The organism is Aquimarina spongiae (genome assembly GCF_900141785.1).
Classification (GTDB): domain Bacteria; phylum Bacteroidota; class Bacteroidia; order Flavobacteriales; family Flavobacteriaceae; genus Aquimarina; species Aquimarina spongiae.
Genome location: NZ_FQYP01000003.1, coordinates 540,583 through 562,396 on the forward strand (window position 1 = coordinate 540,583; position 21,814 = coordinate 562,396).

Below are 21,814 nucleotides of genomic sequence, written 5' to 3' on the forward strand. Positions count from 1 at the left end.
GCTTGTTTTGCTTTTCCTGAACTCTTAAAAAAAGAACAGACTGATTTGACAACAAGAGTGCTTAGTCTGTTTTTACAATCTTGTACATCATCGAATTAGCTCCCAGATTATTAAAATCAATTATTCGAACCATGTAGATCCCTTTAGGTAATTGGCTAACATCGATTTTATTTTCATTTTCATCCAAAGGTTGATCAATTTTTAAAGCGCCTAATAGATCATATATTTTAACCAATCTATTCGCATTATTTCCTGATATGAACAAAGTATTATGCACTGGGTTCGGGAATAGGATTACTACATTTTGATCTTCAACCCCCGATTTATCTTCGCCAACTACTTCGAATATCCAATGCTGATTTTGATTCGCATCACTGCTATCCCACAAATATGTCTGTTGATCATTTGCTCCACCATTATTCCCATCTATAGAAAACCCATTAGCATTGCGCTTTTCAAGACGATAAATGTTATCTGCAATACGCACTTTACGCCACTGTTGATTGTAATTATTGGTCTCACAATCCCAGAGTTTTACATCTTGGTTTCTTGCTCCACTATCCCCTGCATCCATGCAATAATTGGTATTCACTTTTTGGTACGAATAAAACCCGTTCCCACGATCTATTTCGACCCACTGCTGATTCACATTATTAGGATTTGCTTGCCATAGGTTTACATTCTGATTGGGTGCTCCCCCAACTCCTCCATCTAGAGCATAGTTAGTAGCATTACGTTTTCGTAAGTGAACAATCGGGTTCCCTTCTCCTCGAACTTCAATTGTTTTGGAAATAGAAGTAATAAGACCATCAACAGTCGTAACATCTGCCTCTAGTTCGTAGGTCCCCGTGGTAAGGTTATACAATACTGTATCATTTTGGCCTGGGTTTGCAGTACCCCACTCATAAGGTGCTACATTTTCTTGTCTTACCAAAATATCATTAAGATAGAGTTTAATGTTGGAAACATTGCCATCTGTAACGGCAACGATTACTCCCAAATCTTCTCCTTCCTGTAATCGGTTATTCGTAGGACTAGCAAATACAATATTCGGTGTGTAATCACATGGAATGTTTGAGGCATTAGGGCCGTGTATAAAGTCTATCCAGGTATGACTTGCTGAAGACGGATCCGGTGGGAAATCCAACCGAATTTTGGTAATGGTCTTACTCATCCAGGTATCGATAGTACTCATATCAAAAATGAGTTCTTCGAAAACATTAGTCGTTTGCGGAGCAACAGTTACAGATCGTGTGGCAGCAAAATTGGGTTGATCTGTAGTTGCCCAGAATAACTGAAAGGCACCTGCAGCTTCAGACTTCGTTCTAATTTTTAATTGAGGGACTTGATTTCCTTTAAATTTCAAACCATTCCTTACGATAAAAGGATCATTGGAATTATCTGCTCTTATCAACCAAAACTCATCACCACTTGTATTGTTTGCAGCGGTATTAAATTGCTCAAAACTCTCGTTGGTATTACTAAATTCAAAGTTTAAATCTGAAGCATTGTTTGGATCACCACAAGTTTCTGTTTCTACAATATCAGGTCTTCCATCTCCATCACTATCCAAAGCAGTAATCCCATCTAAATTATTCGTTGTACAAGGAAGAGTAGCCGGTTGAAAACTTCCATTATTATCCCAGTTAAAGAAAATATTGGTTCTATTATCTCCTCCAAGATTTCTAAGCTTAAGGAATACATCTCCATTTCCTGCAATAAAATAGGCGTTATTAGTAGCATTCTCAACTGCCGATATAGAATTGAGACGTGGCAGATTAAAATTATGACCTCTTACTCTAAAATTTCCCAATTTTCCCAAGCCTTTAAAAAGTACGAATGCCAAATCTCCAGCATCTCCTCTATTCCATATCAGATGGATACTTTTATTTGATGGTGCTCGGTCTAGATAATAGGTATAGGTAAACCCTTGATTAACAATTGTTGGAAATTTATACGTCCCCGAAGATGCATTTCCAGACTCGTAGAAACAAACATCCTCTGTTCCTGATTTAGAACGCACTACCGATATTCTAGTCCCACTAGAATTAATACCTGCAAGCCATAATCCCGCAAAGAAATAATCAGATCGAGCAGCATTTCTCCAAGAAGGATGTCGATACTCATGTCCATCTCTAAGAAATGCAATATCTCTAATCAACGTGGTATTAGCTTTACCTGTTAATCCTCCGTCATAGTCTTTGAAAAACTGACCAGTTTTTCTTGCTCTAGTGTTATCGGCATTAGGTAAAGGAAAAAATCTAAACGGGAATGGTTCTGAAAACCCTTTGGTAGTTCCACGGAATATAGGATTGAAATTCTCTGTAGCTCCTCCACCTGTAATTTGTTTAATCATTTCTGCATTAGAACGATTCCATCCTTCAAAATGACAGTCAATATGCCTTCCTGGACCATCATAAAATCTAAAAAATTCTCGTACTCCATCAAATACTCCGAGATCTGTATCTACATTAAAAAGACTGTTTTCTATGGTTAGATCCCCAGCAAGCATAGATACCGTTTTATTATCACTGAAGGCGCAGTTATAGAAAACAGTGTTTTCATTGATACCGCCTACACCCAACCCGCTATATAATGCCTGGTCATTTCCATAAAACAAACCATCTTTAATCAATTGTCTTGTGTTTACATCCCACCCAAAGTTCTTTTTTATAGAGTGATCAGGATTCAATCTATCAAAAACATCCCAACCTGTCATACACGTATGAGCCACAAAACCATCGAATCTCCCCAATGGTTCGGTTGAAGGGTTTACACCTTGGAAATAGGACAAATTGCCAGAATCAAACATTGGTTTTTCTGGAAAGGCGAACCAAAACCCTGTCCCCTCAGTACCTGCAGCTACGTTATTTTCGAAATAATTATTTGGATTAGTAATCCAATAAGAAGCTGGGGTTCTATTTTGCGGTTCGTTAGCCTCGTTATCAGATGGAGTTAGTTCTTCACCGTTCTTTGGCCTTCTCGTAACAAAAACCACATTATTTTTTATGGTATTAAAACGCTCTGCACCATCTTCTAAGAAGATACCATGACCAATATGATCATACGCAAACACCCCATCTACGGTTACATAGTCAGTTCCATGAATAGTAACCGCTCTGTTAAATGATTTATGCACACTGGAGTTTCGTAGATAACTCCCTTGTGATTGATCTTCATTTAAATGCCAATGATAAGGGTAACGTCCTAATACTCCTTTTTGTCCCATTCTATACAATTCAATATTCTCTGAATGTGAAACAGAACCTTTCATCAACATGATATGCCCTCCAAAACCATCATTATCACTTGTTCTACCTTGAATTTTTATATATTGAGAAAGCAAACCTACTTCTCCTTGAATGTTTACATCCCAGGTTTTACCATCTGTTGATCTGGTATATGATTTAGAACCTCCTATATGCTGATACTGGAGTGGTGTCGTTAGAGTGATTGTTTTTCCATTAACGGATGCAATCTCTACCTGATCCACTTGTTCCCATTGTTTACCATTTGCAGTTGCCAAGGCTGTAGAAGTCAAAGCAATCATATCCCCTGCTTCCCAATCTACGGTTTCTTTCAAGGTAATTTGGGTATCGCCTGGGTTAGCAGTGATGGCGATATTAGTCCAGCTCTTTTTATTCTTCCCATGCAACTCTAAAGCCCCTCCGTTTTGTATCATAATTGCCTTGTAAGAAGCTCCCAAGTTCGTATTTTTTGGTCCTGTAAGTGTAATTTGGCAACGTATACCTGATGCATTCTTATTCGCAATATAGGGTTGATCCTCTGTACCTATTTCCATAGTTCCTCCATTGGCCACCACAATACTTCTGGCTTCCAAATCAATCCAGGCACCTCCTGCTTGCCAATTTACTGCACTAAGCTTTCCTTGTACTGTAATATTTCTTGCTTTACAGGTCCCCAACATGACCACATCTATTCCTGGTGGAATAAGGATGTCATCATTTGCCGTTGGCGCTATGCCATTGGGCCATGTAGAGGCCTGATTCCAAAAACCTGAATTAACAGGACTGATTGTTGCCAAACTGATAGGCGGTGAAGCACAATCATATTTCGAAGCTACTTCGATAGTAGTTTCTTTAGGATAATTGGCAAAAAGATTACAAACTCCTAGAACAAGCAGTATCAGTATGGTAACCAACACGATACGGTCGATTTTTATTGAGTTTTTCATGATTTGATGGTTTTAAAAGCTTAAACAATTGATACTCTTGTACAATTCTTCATTGCTAAGAATTAGCTTAAGACATTATCTCTAGTAAGGTTCTCTATTCTTTTATAAAATGCATAGCCCTATCCACTCCTTCCCCTTGTATGCTAAGGATATAGTTTCCTGTGGGCAATCCTTTAATTGGTAATTGATAGACATCAACTCCTTTAGTTTTTTCAGCCATCACTCTGCGACCATTCAAACCAAACACCTCTATGTGTAATTCCTTTTGATCTAGTCCATCGATAAATAACATATCACTTTTTACTGGGTTGGGAAATATCATGATACTCCTAAGGCTATCTGTAATACTGGTCTTACTTAATCTATTTGCACAAGAAGGTGGTTGCGTAGAATTACTAAAGTAAATCGTAAAATCACGGTCTTTGGAGACCAGTGCTATATTATTACCATCTAGTGCTACCCAATAACTGCCATCCAATCCAGAAAATCCGGTATTGCTCAAGGTTATTTCCGGATAAGCATTTTGCAATTGATAACTCATCGCGTCCGAAAAATTTACATACCATTCGGGATTACCATTATTGGTATTGAAAGCAAACTTATACAAGCCATTATGAGCAGGATTCCAGTTGATAGAAAACTCTCTGAAGTTACTAAGATTGGCACCTCCTTGCCCTAGTACATAAGCTTGAGTAAAAGAAACATCATCTAGCATGGGAATACCTGAAGAAATGGGCGTACCAAACTCACAGTTATTATTCTCACCTCCATTATTTTCTCGAACAGTTAATACAAAAGTATCCTCTGCGGTTATACCTTCACTATTGGTTGCTACGGCTTTAAATACATAGGAACCTGGACTTAATCCATTTATCTCCTGTGGATTTGGAGAGGTATCATGCCCCCACTCGTACGGAACTCGAGATTCCTGCCGTATAAAAGTGTTATCGATGTACAATTTTACATCAGCAATATCACCATCGGGATCTGTAGCATTGGCTTCAACCGTGAGATCATACCCTTCATCAACAACTATATTTCCTGAAGGAGTTATAAAAGAAACCAACACAGGCTGATTGGAGGTTGTACCATTAACGGTAAGTCTAAATGTTTTACTTGTGGTGGTTCCATCATTATCTGTGGCTTCTGCCTTGATCGTATGCCCGCCTACAGAAAGCCCAAGAAGTTCATTCGCATTATTGCCCATTCCCCAGGTATAGGGTGCGTTTACTTCCTGGCGTATAAAATCACCATCAACATATAATTTTACATTGTTAATCGATCCATCGCTATCTGATGCATTCACCGTAACTTCAAAAGTTGAGTATCCTTCTTCTACAGAAGTGTTTCCGGATGGAGCGGCAAACGAAACCGAAGGGGCTTGATTTGGTACTGTATTGATCGAAGATGGACATTGCTCTTCAGAAGATTCTGATACACACCAATCGGCAAATCGAACTTGCTCATCTTTTAATCCACCAGTTTTTCCTCGATAAATGCCCCACTTAGGCCTATTATAATCGGCTCCACTTCTCCATAAATCAATATTAGAATTTGAATAAGAAAAAACGGTTTGCCCATTAGATACTTTTTTCAATACCACATTAAGAGTACCATTATCGCCATGTTTTATTTTTACATATCCCTCAATCCATTCTCCTTTGAATTTGGATAAAGGTTCTTGTTTCAGATCAACATAAACAGAATTCGGATTCTTCTTATTATGAACTAACTCAAATTTATCTTTTTGTGCGGATAAGGTTAGTATAGGAGGCTTATCATTATTTCCTCCTTTAGCTTTTAACTGAAAGAAATGGCAAAATCTGTTACTAGCTTCAAAATTACTGGGTAATCGAAATTTCCATCTATAGTAACTTGTTGAATTCTTAGGATGACGTAATGTATTTGAACTCGCTCCTGGACCACCTTTAATCTCTATTCTTACCCGATCATCATTTTTACATCTATCATTATCTTGGTTGATATGACTATGGAAAATGAAGATGTTTTTCTTTAATTCAGAATCGTATTTTTGAGTAATATGTGGACCAAAGCTGCGGTGCTTACAATCAGGATCCTCAATACCAAAACCATCATTTTTGATTACAGAATATCCGCTTCCAGATCCAGAAGTGGCCGAAGAGGTCGTTTGAGAGTAACTTTCAGGCATCCCCAAGCATATCATCAACCAAAACAAAATAAATACCGTTGAAATTGATAATCCAGAAAAAAAATGCCCGGTTGCCAAGGGGATATTTATCTGCTCACATACAGACAAACTATTATAAAATGTTCTATTATATTTTTTCATAATTCATCGGTTTTAAACGTATAGATCAATATATAGTCATCTTTTGTTAGTTTTTATAATGTATGGTATACCTAACCTCCTTATTACTAGAATAAGGAGATCAAGCATACAGGTACAAGAATCAAACTAACTATTGATTGACTACTCTTTAATAAAATGCAAAGATGTGTTGACGTGTTTACTTTGTATGTTTAAAATATAGTTACCTGCCTCTAGAGATTCTACAGGTAATTGATAGACTTGTACTCCTTTTACTTCTTTGACCAATACTCTTCGGCCAATCAGATTAAATATCTGGAGTGTCATCTTTTCATTTTCCAAACCACCAATGGATAACACATCACTTTTGACCGGGTTTGGATATAACATCAATTCTTGAGTGTCTTTTGCAGTTATCGAAATTTTACTCTGTTGATTCGCACAAGAAGGAGCTTGGGTAGAATTGCTAAAATAGATAGTGAAATCTCTATCCTTGGAAACTAGAGCCAGATTATTCTGATCCAATGCTACCCAATAGCTACCATCTAATCCTGAGAACCCCGTATTCTGAAGCGTTACCTCGGGATTGGCATCATTAAGCTGAAAAGAAATCGTATCACTAAAGTCAATGTAGTATCCTGGTACTCCATCATCGGTATTGATCGCAAACTGATACAATCCATTATACTGTGGGTCCCAGTTGATGGTGAATTTTCTGAAGTTAGACAATGACGGTCCTCCATTACCCAAAACATAAACATTGTTGTATGTCACTCTATCCATAGCAGTTATCCCACTATTTATAGGAGTTCCAAATCTGCAATTGTTGCCATTTCCACCGCTATTATCATTCTGTACCGTTAGTACAAAAGAAGCTTCAGCGGTATTCCCATCATTATCGGTGGCAACGGCTTTAAACGTATATGTCCCTACATCTAATCCATTTACTTCTTCTGGATTTGGTGATCCATCGTGCCCCCATTCGTAAGGAGTGATATTTTCCTGACGCACTAAATTGTTATCGATATATAGCTTTACATTAGCAATACTGCCATCTGGATCAGTAGCATTAACAATAACTTCCATATCGTACCCTTTGGTTACCGTAAGGTTGCTCGAAGGTGTAGCAAAGGATACCTGAGGAGTTTCATTTGTATTCGCTGCTTGCACAGTAAGCACAAACGTTTTGCTTGTGGTAGCGCCATCATCATCGGTAGCTTCGGCTTTGATCGTATGTTGACCAATTGATAATCCTAAAAGCTCATCAGCATTATTTCCTTTCCCCCACTCATATGGTGCTTGAACTTCTTCACGAATTAGGTTTCCGTCTACATATAATTTTACAACTTCGATACTCCCATCGGTATCCGAAGCATTTACAGTAACTTCAAAATTGGTATATCCTACTTCAACTGAAGTATTCCCAGATGGATCGGCAAAAGCAACCGTTGGAGGGGTGTTCTCTCCTGGTGTAGTTCCATTTTTGGTGATCAAAATCACCCAGTCTTTACTCCCATTATTAGGAGCGTTCCCTAAAGATCTGTTTCCTCCTCCGTTAACGCTTGTTACTGATCCATTCTTGAGCGAACCACCATTACGAGGATCGTACCATTTTACAGTAAATTGTCCGGTTTGGCCATTTAAGTTTAGGTTGGTACTCCCTCCATTTTTTAGGTACACTACATAGGCTTCGCCTTGTTTTGCGTAGCAATAATCATTATTGTTGGACGAAAGTCCATTATTATTTCGCATTTGAGTCAAGGGCAGATCTGTAATTTCGAAGAATCGAATAGCATGACGTCCATAATCCCACCATTTATCTCTACTTCTAAAATCCTGAAGTGATAGGTCAGAATGTGCGTTTTGATATCCAAAATACCATTCGTTACCCCATCCACCTGCGAGTAGAGTTCCCCACATGGCATTTTTTCGACCATCTGTATGTGAGTTTGCAACATTGTTATCTGGTCGGATAGCATGTTGTGCATCTCCAGGTTCATCGCAAGCTACTGCCCATTTTTTCCCTGAGTTTCTAGAATCATCTATAGCTTCTTTCACTTTACTAAAAACATTGGTAAAATCAGACTTATTGGTCTGTAAAGAGAAACCGGTTAGTCTAGACTGATTTCCTGTTAAATAACTTGGAAAATCATTTGGATGTTTATGAATCACAACATGGTGACGGTACGGATCATTTTTATAAAAGTACTCCGCCATTGCTCGTTCTTGTGCTGGCGATTGATCTACAGGCTGTGGCCCTCCACCATTCTCTTCTCCTAAGTTCCAGTTTAATGCCAAATTATGACCAAATCTTGCAATTAACTCTCGGTAATACAACTTACGTTGGTTTCCAGTATTCCCGTTATCCAACAGGGTTTCATTCTCGGTTTCTTGTGTTTTGAAATGGGCAAAGATTCCGTTTTTCTGCATGTGTTCGATCACGATTGCCCACTGCGCCATTTTGGAAACATCCATTCTTGAGCGTTGATCCCTCCCTGTATAAGGATATACATTATCATCATCTCCATTGATATTCATAGTCAGAAAAGACATTGAGTTTAATCCTTCGCTAGCGATATAATTTACCGCTCCGATCAGTCCTTTTCCTTTCCCACTTTTCCAGGTAGGATCTCCACTATTCCAATCTCCAACATGAGGCGCATAATTCTTTCTGCGATTCCCGGCATTAGGGGTATTATCAAAATCAGTATATGCAAATAAGTTCTCTGGAGAATCTGGTCCTTGTTTGATCATATACTCTCCTGTTTCGGCAAATTTTAAATAATGCTCCCCTACATATTGCAGACGCCCTTTTCCTCTAAAATCTCTACCTGTTTTGTTTGTAGCACCAATGTTGAAAGATCCGGTTTGGCCATTCATAAATCCAGCTACAGTTCCAGCAGTATTGCTTTCATTTACGGCTACATTGTTTCCTTTTCTAAAAGAAACACTATAGTTCCAGGTTCCTGTTTTGTCTGGTGCAAAATGCACTCTCCATTTGTTACCACTGGTAGCCGAGGTCTGTGCTGCATTTCCATCTGCCGCAAAATAACCAGGCACAACATAAGATGGTGAACCGCTTTGGTGTGTAAACGTAACGTTTAAACGATAGTTTAAGAATGGGTTGTTTGAATCACCTTCGGAAGTACTAGGTCCATTGAAGGTTAAGGTCACTTTATGCCATTTTTTTAGTTCACCAGTAATGGATACTTCACTATTGTTATCTCCATCATCATCACATTTCGTTTCTTGCAAAGAAAGATCCGTAGCATTCGCACTGGTGCGATTCAAGGTTACCCGATCAATAAGATGGTGTTTGGATCGACCCGATAACAACATGGTATATGTCCCTGGATTGTCAAACTCTACAAAAATATCGCTAGCATTTTCTCCTCCATCCGAAGTTTTTGTTGACCAGGTCCAATTGGTTGTACCTGCAGAGTATACTTTAAGATATCCTTCTCCACTAGCTCCCTCAGGATGTGGTGTTTTTCCTGAACCCTTCGGGTATACACGGAGACTTCCTCTTTGTCCATAAAAATCATCGGCATCTGGGAATTTTAACCACACATCATTCGCTTCGGTAGTACTGGTTCCCTCGCCTACTTTGGTTCTTGATAAAAACTGATATCTCCCTGGTGTGTTGATCTTGATTTCAGTAGTAATTACTCCATTTCCGGGATCGTTAAAAAAGTCCTGACCGGTCCACTCGATATATCCATTTCCTGTAAATCCGGAAACCCCCGATTTTTTAGGCCAATTTCCCGTGGTTTGAAGGTTCTCAGCTTCAATAACCACCATCCCATTTTTTTCTTCATAGCCGTTACATGAGGAGTCTCCTCCAGTATTATCTCCTCCACCATTTGAATTTACAGTAAAGGAAACGGTATCTTCTGCTGTGGCTCCATCATTATCAGTAACCACTACTTTGACCGTATAATTTCCTGCCTGAATATTGTCTAGCGGATGTGGTGTATAATTTGTACCATCCGTATCTACCAAATTTCCATTTACAAAAACTTCGTGTTTTGTAATATTCCCATCCGGGTCATTGGCATTAATGGTAACCGACAAATCGCTACCTGCAGTATAGTTAGATTGATTAGGGTTCGAAATAGCAACAGTTGGTTTTTGGTTATTGGTGTTACCACCACCTCCAGAACAATTAGTCCATACTTTGAAATCATCAAAAAAGATATAATCATCTTGAGGAGAGTGCCATACAGGATCTGTTCGATTTCCGCCTCGATAGGTATGCATCACGATCGAATTAATCTTAACACTGCCTTTACCAGACAAACGGAACATCACATTGTCCTGATCTACTAATTTTTGGCCATCGATATACATTTTCAAAACCCCATTTCGTTGCCCAGGGGTGTTGAGTTTTAAGTATTGTTTTACGGTGTACCATCGATTTCTTTTCAACTTTAAGTCCCCTAATCTGGTGTTCCCTCCGCATCGTGTTTCTCTATTAGGCAAGTAATCATAAACGATAAGATATGGCTCTTGCGTATGGGCTCGATTTGATCTCCACATCAAACGACATGAAAATGCGTTGTTGATGGTGTTTTGATTTTGTGTACATCCTGCGGGTTGTGCTCCATTGGGTGTCGAAGCTCCGCCCAATCCTGGGAGTTTCCCTCCCGTAGCCCAGACAAAATCATTTGCAAATTTTACTCGATACTCTAGCGTGGCTTCTTCTGCACCGTCAAAACTGCTATCGAATACAAAACCACCGCTACGTCCACTGGCGTCATTCTTGGTAAATTGTGCTCGTAGTTCTCCGTTGATCACTCGATTTCTTTGAGGGAAGTCATTGCTTAACCCGCGTACATTTCCTCCTGAAGTTCTACCTGCAATTTTAGGAAAATCGCTGTTTGCCAGGCTTCGAGTGTATAGCTTATTCTGCCCATTATATTGGTTAAAATTTTGGTCAATCACTAATCTGCTATTGCCGCAGTCTTGTGCTGTAGCTCCCCAAATCATGCATAGCATCGCTAGCATAATTTGCCAATTATGTATTGTGAGGCTTCGTGTTTTCATTGTGTTTGTTTAAGTGTTGAACATTTAAGTGTTTCTTGTGTGTTTTTGGTTGTTTTATTGTTTAATAAACCTGGTTTTTACATTTTGTGTATCAGAAATTACCTCAAGAAAATACATACCTGATGGTAATTCTTCTAGAGAAACCCTTACATCCGATTGCTTTATGGAAACTGGTAAAGAAAGAACAACTTCACCATTTATATTCATGACATTTACCTGATCTGTAGTAGGTGGGAGATTATCTATAGCAATAGAATTTTTTGCTGGATTTGGGTATGGCCTTAGGTTTTGTGTGTTGCTTATCGAAGTTACTTTTTGCCGATCTCCTTGCATGCACAATGGCGCTTGCGAAGAATTACTGAAACAGATTAGTGTTCCATTATTTTTTGATTTTAAGATCAGTTCCCCATTTTCTAGGGTTACCCAATAACTATCGTCCAATCCTGCTACACCTGTATTTCTCAATGTAATCTCTGGGTGTTCATTTTTGAGTTGAAACTCGGCTGTATTGCTAAAATCCACATACCAATTTGGGAAACCATCATTGGTGATCAACGCAAATTTGGAAAGCTCGTCATAAATAGGATTCCACTTTACTGAAAAGTTGACAAAATTGCTCAAGAAATTAGGAGCTCTATTTCCCATGATATGTACATTGTTATAATACACATTATCCAACCCAGGAATTCCTCTGGTATCGGGTAAAGCAAAATCACAAGCATTATTATTTTCTACCGTAAGGATGATCGAAGTTTCTTTGGTTTCTCCTCTGCGATTGGTAGCAATGGCTTTTATAAGATGCATTCCTTCTGCCAATCCGTTTACTTCTTCTGGGTTTGGGGATCGATCATGCCCCCATGTATATGGGTAGAAACGCTCTCTTCTTACAAAAGTATCATCGATATATAATCGAACTTCCTGGATGCCATTTTCTTCGTCGGTAGCATTAACTTCAATATCCAAATCATATCCTTCTTGTACAGTAAGATCTGTCGATGGTGTTTTGAATGATACTGACAGTGAACTATCATTTTCATCACCAGAATCATCATATCCTACCCTTGTTTTGGATACAATCAGATCATCAAAATAGGCATATTGATCTTTGGTAGGTTTGAAGGCATCACTGCTTCCTCCAAAAAAAGTAGACAGATAAATGCTATTCAATTGAATGTCCTCTTGTCCATTTTGTCTGTAATCCCCGTTATCGGTAATATCGATAGCCAATTCTCCATTTAACCACCCTCTCATAATCCCATCGTTCTCTCCTGGAGTATTGAGTTTATGATAAACCTCTATGTGGTTCCATGCTCCTTTTTTTAGTTTGACCTGATCGGGTTGCGGTCCTCCTGGTTCGTCATAGGGATCTAGTAAACTCCAATTTACAGATGCGGTCCATCCATCCCAACTAGGTCTGGTTTCAAAGTGATTGTAAAACTCCAGCAATCCATCATATCGCCACATTAAACGAAGCGACATATTTCTATCTCTGGTTTGATAAGACAGCCCCGGTAATTTGGCTCCTGCTCTAAATTCAAAATCTTCAGGGATATACACATTATAACTGAAATACAACTCCTCGAAAGTATCATAATGATTCCAAAATAACTTGGTATGCATCCCACTATCATTGGTTTTCACCTTTCCTTTCGGATATTTCACTTTTAAGACATTTCCTTTGTTTTGAAATTCGGAAATGAATACCCTTCCTTCATCTGCTCCTTTGCAGAAGTTGACATTCAAAGCTTCTTTAGCCTCTTCTTCATTGTACTGTCCTGTAGCGAGTTGATCAAAATTGTTGTGATACACAATATGTTGCTGAGCAAACATAAGGTTGATACATAGCAATAGCGATCCACCCAACCATTTTTTTAGCGTTGAATACTTCATAGTTTTAGAATTGAAAATTGAAAATAGTCACCGGGAAACCCCTAAATCACCCGGTGACACAGTTTAAACATTGCATCTCCTAATGCTTCGTAAATAAAGTTGAGCTTTGATATCTTATTCCTTTTACGACTAGGATATACATGCCAGAGTCAAGATCCGTCACATCAATTTGTGGACGGTTATTTTTTATGTCTTTAGTGAGTAGTACTTTCCCTTGCATATCAATAATCTGAAGGAGTGATGCTTTTTCTGAAATATTCTCTAAATACATCATCTCGTCCTGAACTGGATTCGGGTATAGTTTTACAGGTATTTCTTCAAAAGCTACTTCTGGGCTTTTGGCAGCACATATGGGAGCATTATCCGAATTACTGAAATAAATTGAGAAATCACTATCTTTTGAAACCATGACAAAATTAGCTCCATCATTGGCTACCCAATAAGAACCGTCCCAACCTGATAGCCCAGAATTGGAAAAAGTAACTTCAGGATTAGCCGTATTGAAACTATAACTCGTCACATTTCTTAAATCTACGTAGTAGTCCGGTTGACCATTGGTTGTATTTACCGCGAATTGGTACAATCCATTGTACTGTGGATTCCAATTGATTCTGAAGCGTCTGATATTTGATACATCGGGACCTCCTGTTCCTATTACATGTACTTTGGTATACGAAGCTTGATCAAATGCAGGTAATGCTCCTGCAAGAGGTGTCCCAAATGAGCAATTGTTATCTCCTCCACCGGTAGTTTCCTGTTGTACCGTTAAGGTAAATGTGCTTTCTGAAGTGGCTCCTTCGTTATCGGTTGCAACTGCTTTAAAAACATGTGTTCCAACTGGTAAGTTATCCACTTCTGAAGGGTTTGGTGAGCCAGCATGGCCCCATTCATATGGATCAAAATTTTCTTGTCTGATAAAATTGTTATCAACGTATAATTTTACATTGCTCACACTACCATCGCTATCTGTAGCAATTACTTTTACATATAGATCATATCCTTCATCTACAGTTAGGTCACCAGAAGGAGAAGAAAAGAATACTGCAGGTGGTTGGTTGGAGGTAACACTAGTTACCGTAGCGGTAAATGAGGTGCTTTTTTTAGCTCCATCATCATCTGTAGCCTCTACTTTAATAGCGTGCGTTCCAACTGGCAATCCCAACAATTCGTTGGCATTATCACCTGCTCCCCATTCGTAGGGTGCGCTTTTTTCTTCTCTTACCAGATTTCCATCAACATATAACTTTACGTTGTCTATAGTTCCATCGGTATCGGTTGCATTTACTTCAACCTTAAAATTGGAATATCCTTCTTGCAAATTTACATCTCCTGTAGGAGTAATCAAAGATATTGATGGTGCCTGGTTGGTACCTCCTCCGTTACAAGGAACAATGTTCCAACTTGGACAAGATTGTGTAACAAAATTTGTAGTCCCATCACTTACAGGAAAATCTGGTGAATTTGGATTACGAGTATTGTTCCAGACATGAATTTCGCTAGGGCTACCCTGTTTTTTTCTCGCTGTTGGAATTTCGTTAGCTCTACTTCCTAAATTAAACGTATTGTCAAAAATGGCATTTCTAAATCCTGTGTTGAATCCGGTTCCTCTATCTAGAAAATCAATTCCTGCATTAAGAATAGCAGATCCATCTCTATTAAACGTATTGTTATACACAAATCCATAGGCTCCTTTAAGGTCGATAAAGGCATCTGCACTGTTCTCTCCTGATATCCCTTGGGCAGAGAATGTACAATTGCGGATAATAGTGTTTTTGGTTCCTTCTTTGATATCTGCGCCTTCGGCGGTTACATTAGGTCCAATGATACAATCTTCAATAGTATTATTATCACACCTTGGGTTGTATTTGTTATCAAAGATGTTTCCGGCTTGTGATGCGCTCTCGTGCTGTCCTTTGTCCGATCCTACATAAAGACCTTCACCAATTCCTGGTTTTTTAATCCCTATATTATATACCTGACATCCTTTTACCAGGTTATTACTAGATCCATCTCTTAAGTGAATTCCTTCTTCTCCCAATTCGCGAACCACTACATTTTCGATTACTCCGTGATTGGCATTGTCGAAAACAATTCCTTTGGACCCTTCTTCCAAAATTAGATCCTTTAAAATCCAGTAATCTCCTAGAATAAACATTACATAACCATCGTAGATCCCGCTAACTCCTTTTAAAATTGGAGGATTAGATGGATTTTTCGCTCTTAAGGTAATCGGTTTTGAAGCTGTTCCATTTTTATCAGATCCAAATCGTGTAGCTTTATTTCCAAAGTTGAACTTATCTGTAGCCGTATAGGTCCCAGGTGCTACAAGAATTTCGTCACCCGGTTGCGCATTTTTCATTGCAGCTATAATACAATCCACACTATTACATTCGATAGTACCTGAAGGAGGTGGCGGTGGTGGATTTCCAGAATCATCAGACCAATTCTTAACGATATCTTTTACAAATACGCCATATGGAGTCAGTTCATTATTTACCAATCCTGTAACTCCCTTTCGCAACTGTACTTTTGAAGAACCTTCAGTTCTATTTGGATCACTATTACTGGGTTTGTCACTTACGGACCAGGTCACATGACTAATATCATTATCCTTGATAAATTGCATCCATCTTTCGGTTTCGGCGGTAGCGATACCACCGTCACCACTAGCATCAACAGCACCCCATTCGGTTACAAAAAGTGCGATACCATTATTCATAGCCGTTTGTGCCTTGTTGCGAAGAAATTGGGTATGTGTTCCTGCATAAAAGTGCAGTGTATAGGCAGTGTTTGTATCATTAATTGGATCATTAGAAGCGACATCCACGTCTTGGGACCATGTAGGAGATCCAACAACGATTAGATTATCTGGATCTTCAGATCGTATTGCGGCGATTACCGTATTGGCATAGCTTTTTACCTGACTCCAAGACTGACCAATAGGTTCGTTGTATACTTCATAAATAATGTTAGGTTGGTCTCCGTAGAGTTGTGCCATTTCCTTAAAGAAATCTGCAGCTTCTTGCGTATATCTTTCCGCTTCATGAGTGTGCCAATCGATAATAACATAAATGCCCTTATCTATTGCAGCATCAATCACCTTTCTGATTTTAGCTTTTTGTGCATTAGGGCTATCTATATATCCATTACCAGCATCCCAAGTTTCCTTAACTCCCATGGCTACTCTTATTATGGAACTATTCCAGTCCTCAGCTAAATGCGATACAGTTTCTGCATTATAAAAGTCAGAAGTATCTCCGGCGTTACTCCAAAAAAGACTGTTTCCGGCAAGACTGGTTGGGACATTGTTTTTGTCAACAATTTTGTTCCCGTTTACACGAAGTAGTCCGTGTTGCTGAACGGGAGTTTGGGCATTCATACATAATGAAACTAAAGTAAAGAATATACCATAAATAAAGCCTTCTCTACTTGTAAACATTTCGTAGATAATTTTCATGATTGTGAGTTTGTTAAAAGTTTAGGTTCTACATTTTTTCCACAGTCGATTACTTGCATGGACCAGTAGCCGTTGATCATATGCTTTCTTAGACATGGGTATATTGCTTAGCATTGCCAATTCAATACATTGAATTAAAATAAACCTTAGGGTTATAAAGGGGAAACGGAACCTTTAAGGTAAGTTCAATACAAAACAGTTATTCGTTTTGTTTTTTGTGTACAGATTTTCGAGATCTAATTGTTTTCATAGTGTTAGGTTTGTGTTTAACGGTTATCCTAATTTTTCCCAAATTTCTGTTTAGTGTTCCTTAATCAAATAAATCATCCAGGGGTAATAGATCAAAATTTGATGGGTCAATATTAAGGAAACTTTCAGGTTCAAGAGTACGATAATAGGGGTAAAAAAATACAAACAGTTGATTTTCAGCACGAAAATCTTACTATAAAGTACGAAAAAGTTACTATTGTATCGAAGTATGTTTTATCTTTATAAAGTAATCTCGTCAAGATGGATTCATAATATTCCAAGAATTTGGCGTTATCTTTAAAAGTTCTTTAACCAATCACCCCAATGAATAATGAAATACACTATTAGCATACTAGTATGGGTAGTTCATTTTTTTGCTTTATCTCAAGAATACAACTTCAATAACTTTGTCCACCTATCTGTTGCCGAGGGATTATCACAAAGTACCGTTTTAGCCATAGAACAAGATCGCTTAGGTCAAGTTTGGATGGGTACACGCGATGGCCTTAATAAATACGATGGAGAAAAAATTACAGTATATCAAACCGACCCCAAGAATGACGCTACCATCAGTAATAATGACATTCTTTCTATTCTGGAAGACACTGATGGATATATTTGGGTGGGGACATATAACGGTTTAAATCGTTTTGATCCAAAAGAGCAAAAATTCACGCGGTACTTCTACACTACCGAAAACAATAAAAACCAGCATTTTTCTATAAGAACCATAAAAGAGATTGATCAAAATCAGCTTTGGCTAGGTACGTCGAGTGGTTTGTTTATTTATCAAAAAGACAAAGCCGAATTTACCGAAATCCAAGATGCTTCAGATTACGGAAAAGAAATTTCAAGCAGTACCATAGCGGTTATTTTTAAAGATCAAAATCATCAAATTTGGATTGGATCCACAAAAGGACTTTATCAGGTCCAACCCGGCAGTTTTAAGGTCATTAAATATCCATGGATTGTAAATGATGAGTCTAGAAACATTCAAATCCAGGCGATTAGTAATGACCAAAATGGCAATCTTTTGATAGGCACAAAGAGTAATGGTCTATTGGTCTTTGATCAAAATAATAAAGACTTTTATCCATATCAAAATCATACTACAGCGCCTTTGATTAGCAGTAGGGACATACGTAAACTATGTTATGACAAGGCAGGAAATTTATGGGTCGGCACTTATAATGGACTATTTATCATTCAACAAGATCAAAGTATCCTGCATGTAACCCCGCAACCGGGAGATCCCAAAAGTTTAAGTAAAAATAGCATTAAAGAAATTTTCATGGATCGTAACGGATCTATCTGGATAGGAACCTATTATGGTGGGATTAATCTTTGGGATCCTTTCAACACCAGTTTTAGTACTTTTTATGATATTCGCGGATCCCTGGCACTGGATTTGGGTGTAGTAAGTGCGATGGTAGAAGATGATCAAAATAGATACTATTTTGCTACAGAAGGCCAAGGAATAAAGGTTGTTCATAGCAATGGCAAATCTGATCTTATTACCACGCAAGCACTTCATAAAAAACTTTTGAATTCAAATATCAAATCCTTACTCCTTAAAAAGGATCAGTTATGGATAGGTACCTTAAAATCCGGAGTTCATTTATTTGATCTTACCACTCAAAAATTTGATGATACTCCAGAAATAAAACATATCAACACCTTTCTTGAAAACAAATCGGTGTATGCCATTACGACTATAGAAAACTATATGGTTTTTGGAACCTTTGGAGATGGTGTTTTTGTTGTAAATCGCAATACACTAGATGTAACTCATATCGGAGTATCTGATCAGGGATCTAACGGGGTCACCAATGACCGTATTCGCACGATGATTTTTGACAAGAACAAAAATCTCTGGATAGGGACCGATAAGGGACTTAACAAAATTAGGCACGAAGATATTGGTAGTACATCTCCACAAGTAGCACATTTTTTGTACGATCAAAAAACCTTTTATGGGCATAATGTGATCAGTTTATATCAAACCGTAGAGGGAAAAATTTATGTAGGCACCAAAGAAAGAGGAGTTTTACAATTTGAAAGAAATCAATTTACAAAGGTAGATTTCAAACTTTTGAATTCTAAAATTACTTCGGCATTTAGTATCGTAGAAGATCATCAACAAAATCTTTGGATCGGCTGTAACCTTGGGATGGTAAAATACAATCCTTCTTTACAAAAAGCCACCATCTATAATCAGTCAGAGAATTTTATGGGTAACGAATTTATTAACAACTCTTACCTAAAGTCGAAAAATGGAAATTTATATTTTGGAGGAATTAAAGGTGTCTCTTTTTTTAATCCTAAACAAGTCAAAAAAAATAATTTTGATCAAAACGTGATTTTATCTGAGTTTAAGATCAACGGAAAAACCATTGATGAAAATATTTCTTATCTGGATAAAATCACCTTGAACTATGATCAAAATTCCTTTTCCATCAATTTTGCACTTCCTAATTTTATAACTCCAAATCACAAGTATGCATATCGTTTGGTAGGATTAAATGACGATTGGAAATTTACTGACAATCATGAGGTTTCTTACACCATTCAAAAACCAGGGAATTACATTTTTGAGGTAAAAGAAGCGAATAATGAGGAAATTTGGAACAAAACTGCAACTGTGCTACCTATTACATTGAAAGCAGCTTTCTGGAAAACACCATTCGCATACTTTTTATATTTCGCAACGATAGTTTTGACGCTGTATCTCATCTACAACAATATGCGGGCAAAGCTGATCCTTTCTCATAAATTGAGATCAGAACGAAAAGAGCGCATACAGCAAAAAGAAATTAATCAATCCAAGCTGGAGTTTTTTACAAATATCTCTCATGATTTTAGAACTCCCCTAACCTTAATTCTTGCTCCGTTACAGCAAGTGATTGAAAATTATAAAGGCAATAAAGAGGTTTTTAAAAAACTTCAGGTCATTGAGAGTAATGCTAGCCAATTATTGAAACTCACCAACCAGCTCTTGGATTTCAGAGCGTTAGAAAACCACCACACCCAATTGTTGACCGAAAACGACGATATTGTAAGATTTATCAAAAACATTTACCATTCCTTTGAAGAATATGCTGATCTAGGAAATTACACTTATTCTTTTGAAAGTGTCGAGGATGAAATCCAATTGTATTATGACAAAACGAAACTAGAAAAGGTGTTTTTTAATGTGATCTCTAATGCATTCAAATACACTAAAAAAGGAGGGATCATTAGTGTTAAAGTAAATCAGGATACAGATCATGTGATTGTTGAAATTGCTGACAATGGGAAAGGAATTGATGAAAAGTTTATACATAAAATCTTTGATAAATATTATGAAGTGGCCAGTGATTTGCAATATCAAAAACATTTCAATCAAGGTAGTGGAATCGGACTTTTTATAGCCAAAAAAGCTATCGATTTACATCATGGTAGGATAACCGTAGATAGTGAAGAACAAAATGGTTCTGTGTTTAAAGTATTTTTGAAAAAGGGGAAAGCCCACTTAAAGGAAAACGAAATCTCAACTGCTAAGGAAGACTATATTTCCAATCATGCAGAGATGATCCCAAAAACAGAAAACACCATAGAAGTTGAATTCAAAAACATGTTTGTTTCTACGGAAAAAGAAGTGGTTTTGATAGTTGAAGATAATGATCAGTTCAGACAGTACATGATTGATCTCTTAAAAGGGTCTTATAGTATTATTTATGCTATAGATGGAGAAGACGCTTATCGAAAAACACTAAAATATCATCCTAGTCTTATTATTAGCGATGTAATCATGCCCAAAAAGTCTGGAACCGAACTTTGTAACCAGCTAAAAAACGATGACAGAACCTGTCATATTCCCATTATTTTGCTTACCTCAAGATCATTGCAAATACATAAGCTTGAAGGGTTGGAATCTGGCGCAGACGCATATTTTGAAAAACCTTTTAATATCAAAGAATTTCTGTTGGTTGTCAACAATCTTCTTAATACAAAGAAGCGATTAGAACAACAAATCAATACCAATGTACTAAGTAATGAAGATCATATTTCGGTAGATGATAAACTGTTCCATAAGGCGTTGACTCTAGTAGAAAATCATATTGACGACCCTACTTTTAATATTGCCTTTTTTTGTTCGGAACTTGGGTTGAGCAGAACTATGCTATTTATAAAAATTAAAGCCTGGACCAACCTTACTCCTAAAGAGTTTATTCTTTCTGTTCGCATGAAAAAAGCAAGTCAGTTATTGGAACAGACCGAGTACAGTATTTCAGAAATTGGATATAAGGTAGGTTTTAAAGACCCAAAATATTTCTCAAAAGCGTTTAAAAAGTATTATAAAAAAACCCCAACAGAGTATGCAGAGAAGTTTGGTGCATAACTCGATTTTTTTTTAATCAATACTCTAAAAAGGACTTATGTTCATAACACCAGGCCCAACGTTCATTAGGCTCTGCAGAAATCACAATGTTATGATCTTTATGAGATTGATAATGCGCACTGGCATGTTTATTAGGAGAAGAATCACAACAAAGAGTGACCCCACAAATCTGACAAGTTCTAAGATGCACCCAGGTATCCCCAGTTTTGACGCATTCTGCACATTCAAAACGTTCATGCCTTTTAAGGTTTTCTGCATCAAAATCCTTAAGGTGATCACATATTTTAGGTTTTAGTTGCATACTGG

Annotated in this window: 7 protein-coding genes; 1 reads left to right on the plus strand and 6 read right to left on the minus strand. The window is 37.7% G+C overall.

Annotated features, from left to right (window positions below):
- Positions 1 to 61: 61 nt before the first annotated feature.
- The 5 genes from BUE24_RS09720 to BUE24_RS09740 all read right to left on the minus strand — a co-directional run bounded on the left by BUE24_RS09720 (position 62) and on the right by BUE24_RS09740 (position 16,878).
- Positions 62 to 4,195, minus strand: coding sequence for a G8 domain-containing protein (locus BUE24_RS09720; protein WP_073315798.1), 4,134 nt, complete (start codon positions 4,193 to 4,195; stop codon positions 62 to 64).
- Positions 4,196 to 4,289: 94 nt separating this feature from the next.
- A complete protein-coding gene (locus tag BUE24_RS09725) occupies positions 4,290 to 6,506 on the minus strand; it encodes an Ig-like domain-containing protein (protein WP_073315799.1) in 2,217 nt (738 codons plus the stop codon).
- Positions 6,507 to 6,647: 141 nt separating this feature from the next.
- Positions 6,648 to 11,531 (minus strand): polysaccharide lyase, encoded by a 4,884-nt coding sequence (locus BUE24_RS09730; protein ID WP_139241959.1) that lies wholly within the window; start codon positions 11,529 to 11,531, stop codon positions 6,648 to 6,650.
- Between the two features lie 54 nt (positions 11,532 to 11,585).
- Positions 11,586 to 13,421 (minus strand): T9SS type A sorting domain-containing protein, encoded by a 1,836-nt coding sequence (locus BUE24_RS09735; protein WP_073315801.1) that lies wholly within the window; start codon positions 13,419 to 13,421, stop codon positions 11,586 to 11,588.
- 79 nt (positions 13,422 to 13,500) lie between these two features.
- Positions 13,501 to 16,878, minus strand: coding sequence for a cellulase family glycosylhydrolase (locus BUE24_RS09740; protein ID WP_073315802.1), 3,378 nt, complete (start codon positions 16,876 to 16,878; stop codon positions 13,501 to 13,503).
- Between the two features lie 580 nt (positions 16,879 to 17,458).
- On the opposite strand from BUE24_RS09740, the gene BUE24_RS09745 reads away from it, so the two are divergent.
- Positions 17,459 to 21,508 carry a hybrid sensor histidine kinase/response regulator transcription factor gene (locus BUE24_RS09745; protein WP_073315803.1) on the plus strand — a complete coding sequence of 1,350 codons (4,050 nt, stop codon included), beginning with the start codon at positions 17,459 to 17,461 and terminating at the stop codon, positions 21,506 to 21,508.
- Positions 21,509 to 21,524: 16 nt separating this feature from the next.
- Here BUE24_RS09745 and BUE24_RS09750 read toward each other — a convergent pair whose 3' ends face one another.
- Entirely contained in the window at positions 21,525 to 21,809 is a 285-nt protein-coding gene (locus tag BUE24_RS09750; RefSeq protein WP_073315804.1) for a UBP-type zinc finger domain-containing protein, read from the minus strand.
- Between the last annotated feature and the right edge of the window lie 5 nt (positions 21,810 to 21,814).

Coding starts and splice junctions, on each gene's coding strand:
- BUE24_RS09720 (WP_073315798.1), bottom strand. CDS start 4,195: ATGAAAAACTCAATAAAAATCGACCGTATCGTGTTGGTTACCATACTG.
- BUE24_RS09725 (WP_073315799.1), bottom strand. CDS start 6,506: ATGAAAAAATATAATAGAACATTTTATAATAGTTTGTCTGTATGTGAG.
- BUE24_RS09730 (WP_139241959.1), bottom strand. CDS start 11,531: ATGAAAACACGAAGCCTCACAATACATAATTGGCAAATTATGCTAGCG.
- BUE24_RS09735 (WP_073315801.1), bottom strand. CDS start 13,421: ATGAAGTATTCAACGCTAAAAAAATGGTTGGGTGGATCGCTATTGCTA.
- BUE24_RS09740 (WP_073315802.1), bottom strand. CDS start 16,878: ATGAAAATTATCTACGAAATGTTTACAAGTAGAGAAGGCTTTATTTAT.
- BUE24_RS09745 (WP_073315803.1), top strand. CDS start 17,459: ATGAAATACACTATTAGCATACTAGTATGGGTAGTTCATTTTTTTGCT.
- BUE24_RS09750 (WP_073315804.1), bottom strand. CDS start 21,809: ATGCAACTAAAACCTAAAATATGTGATCACCTTAAGGATTTTGATGCA.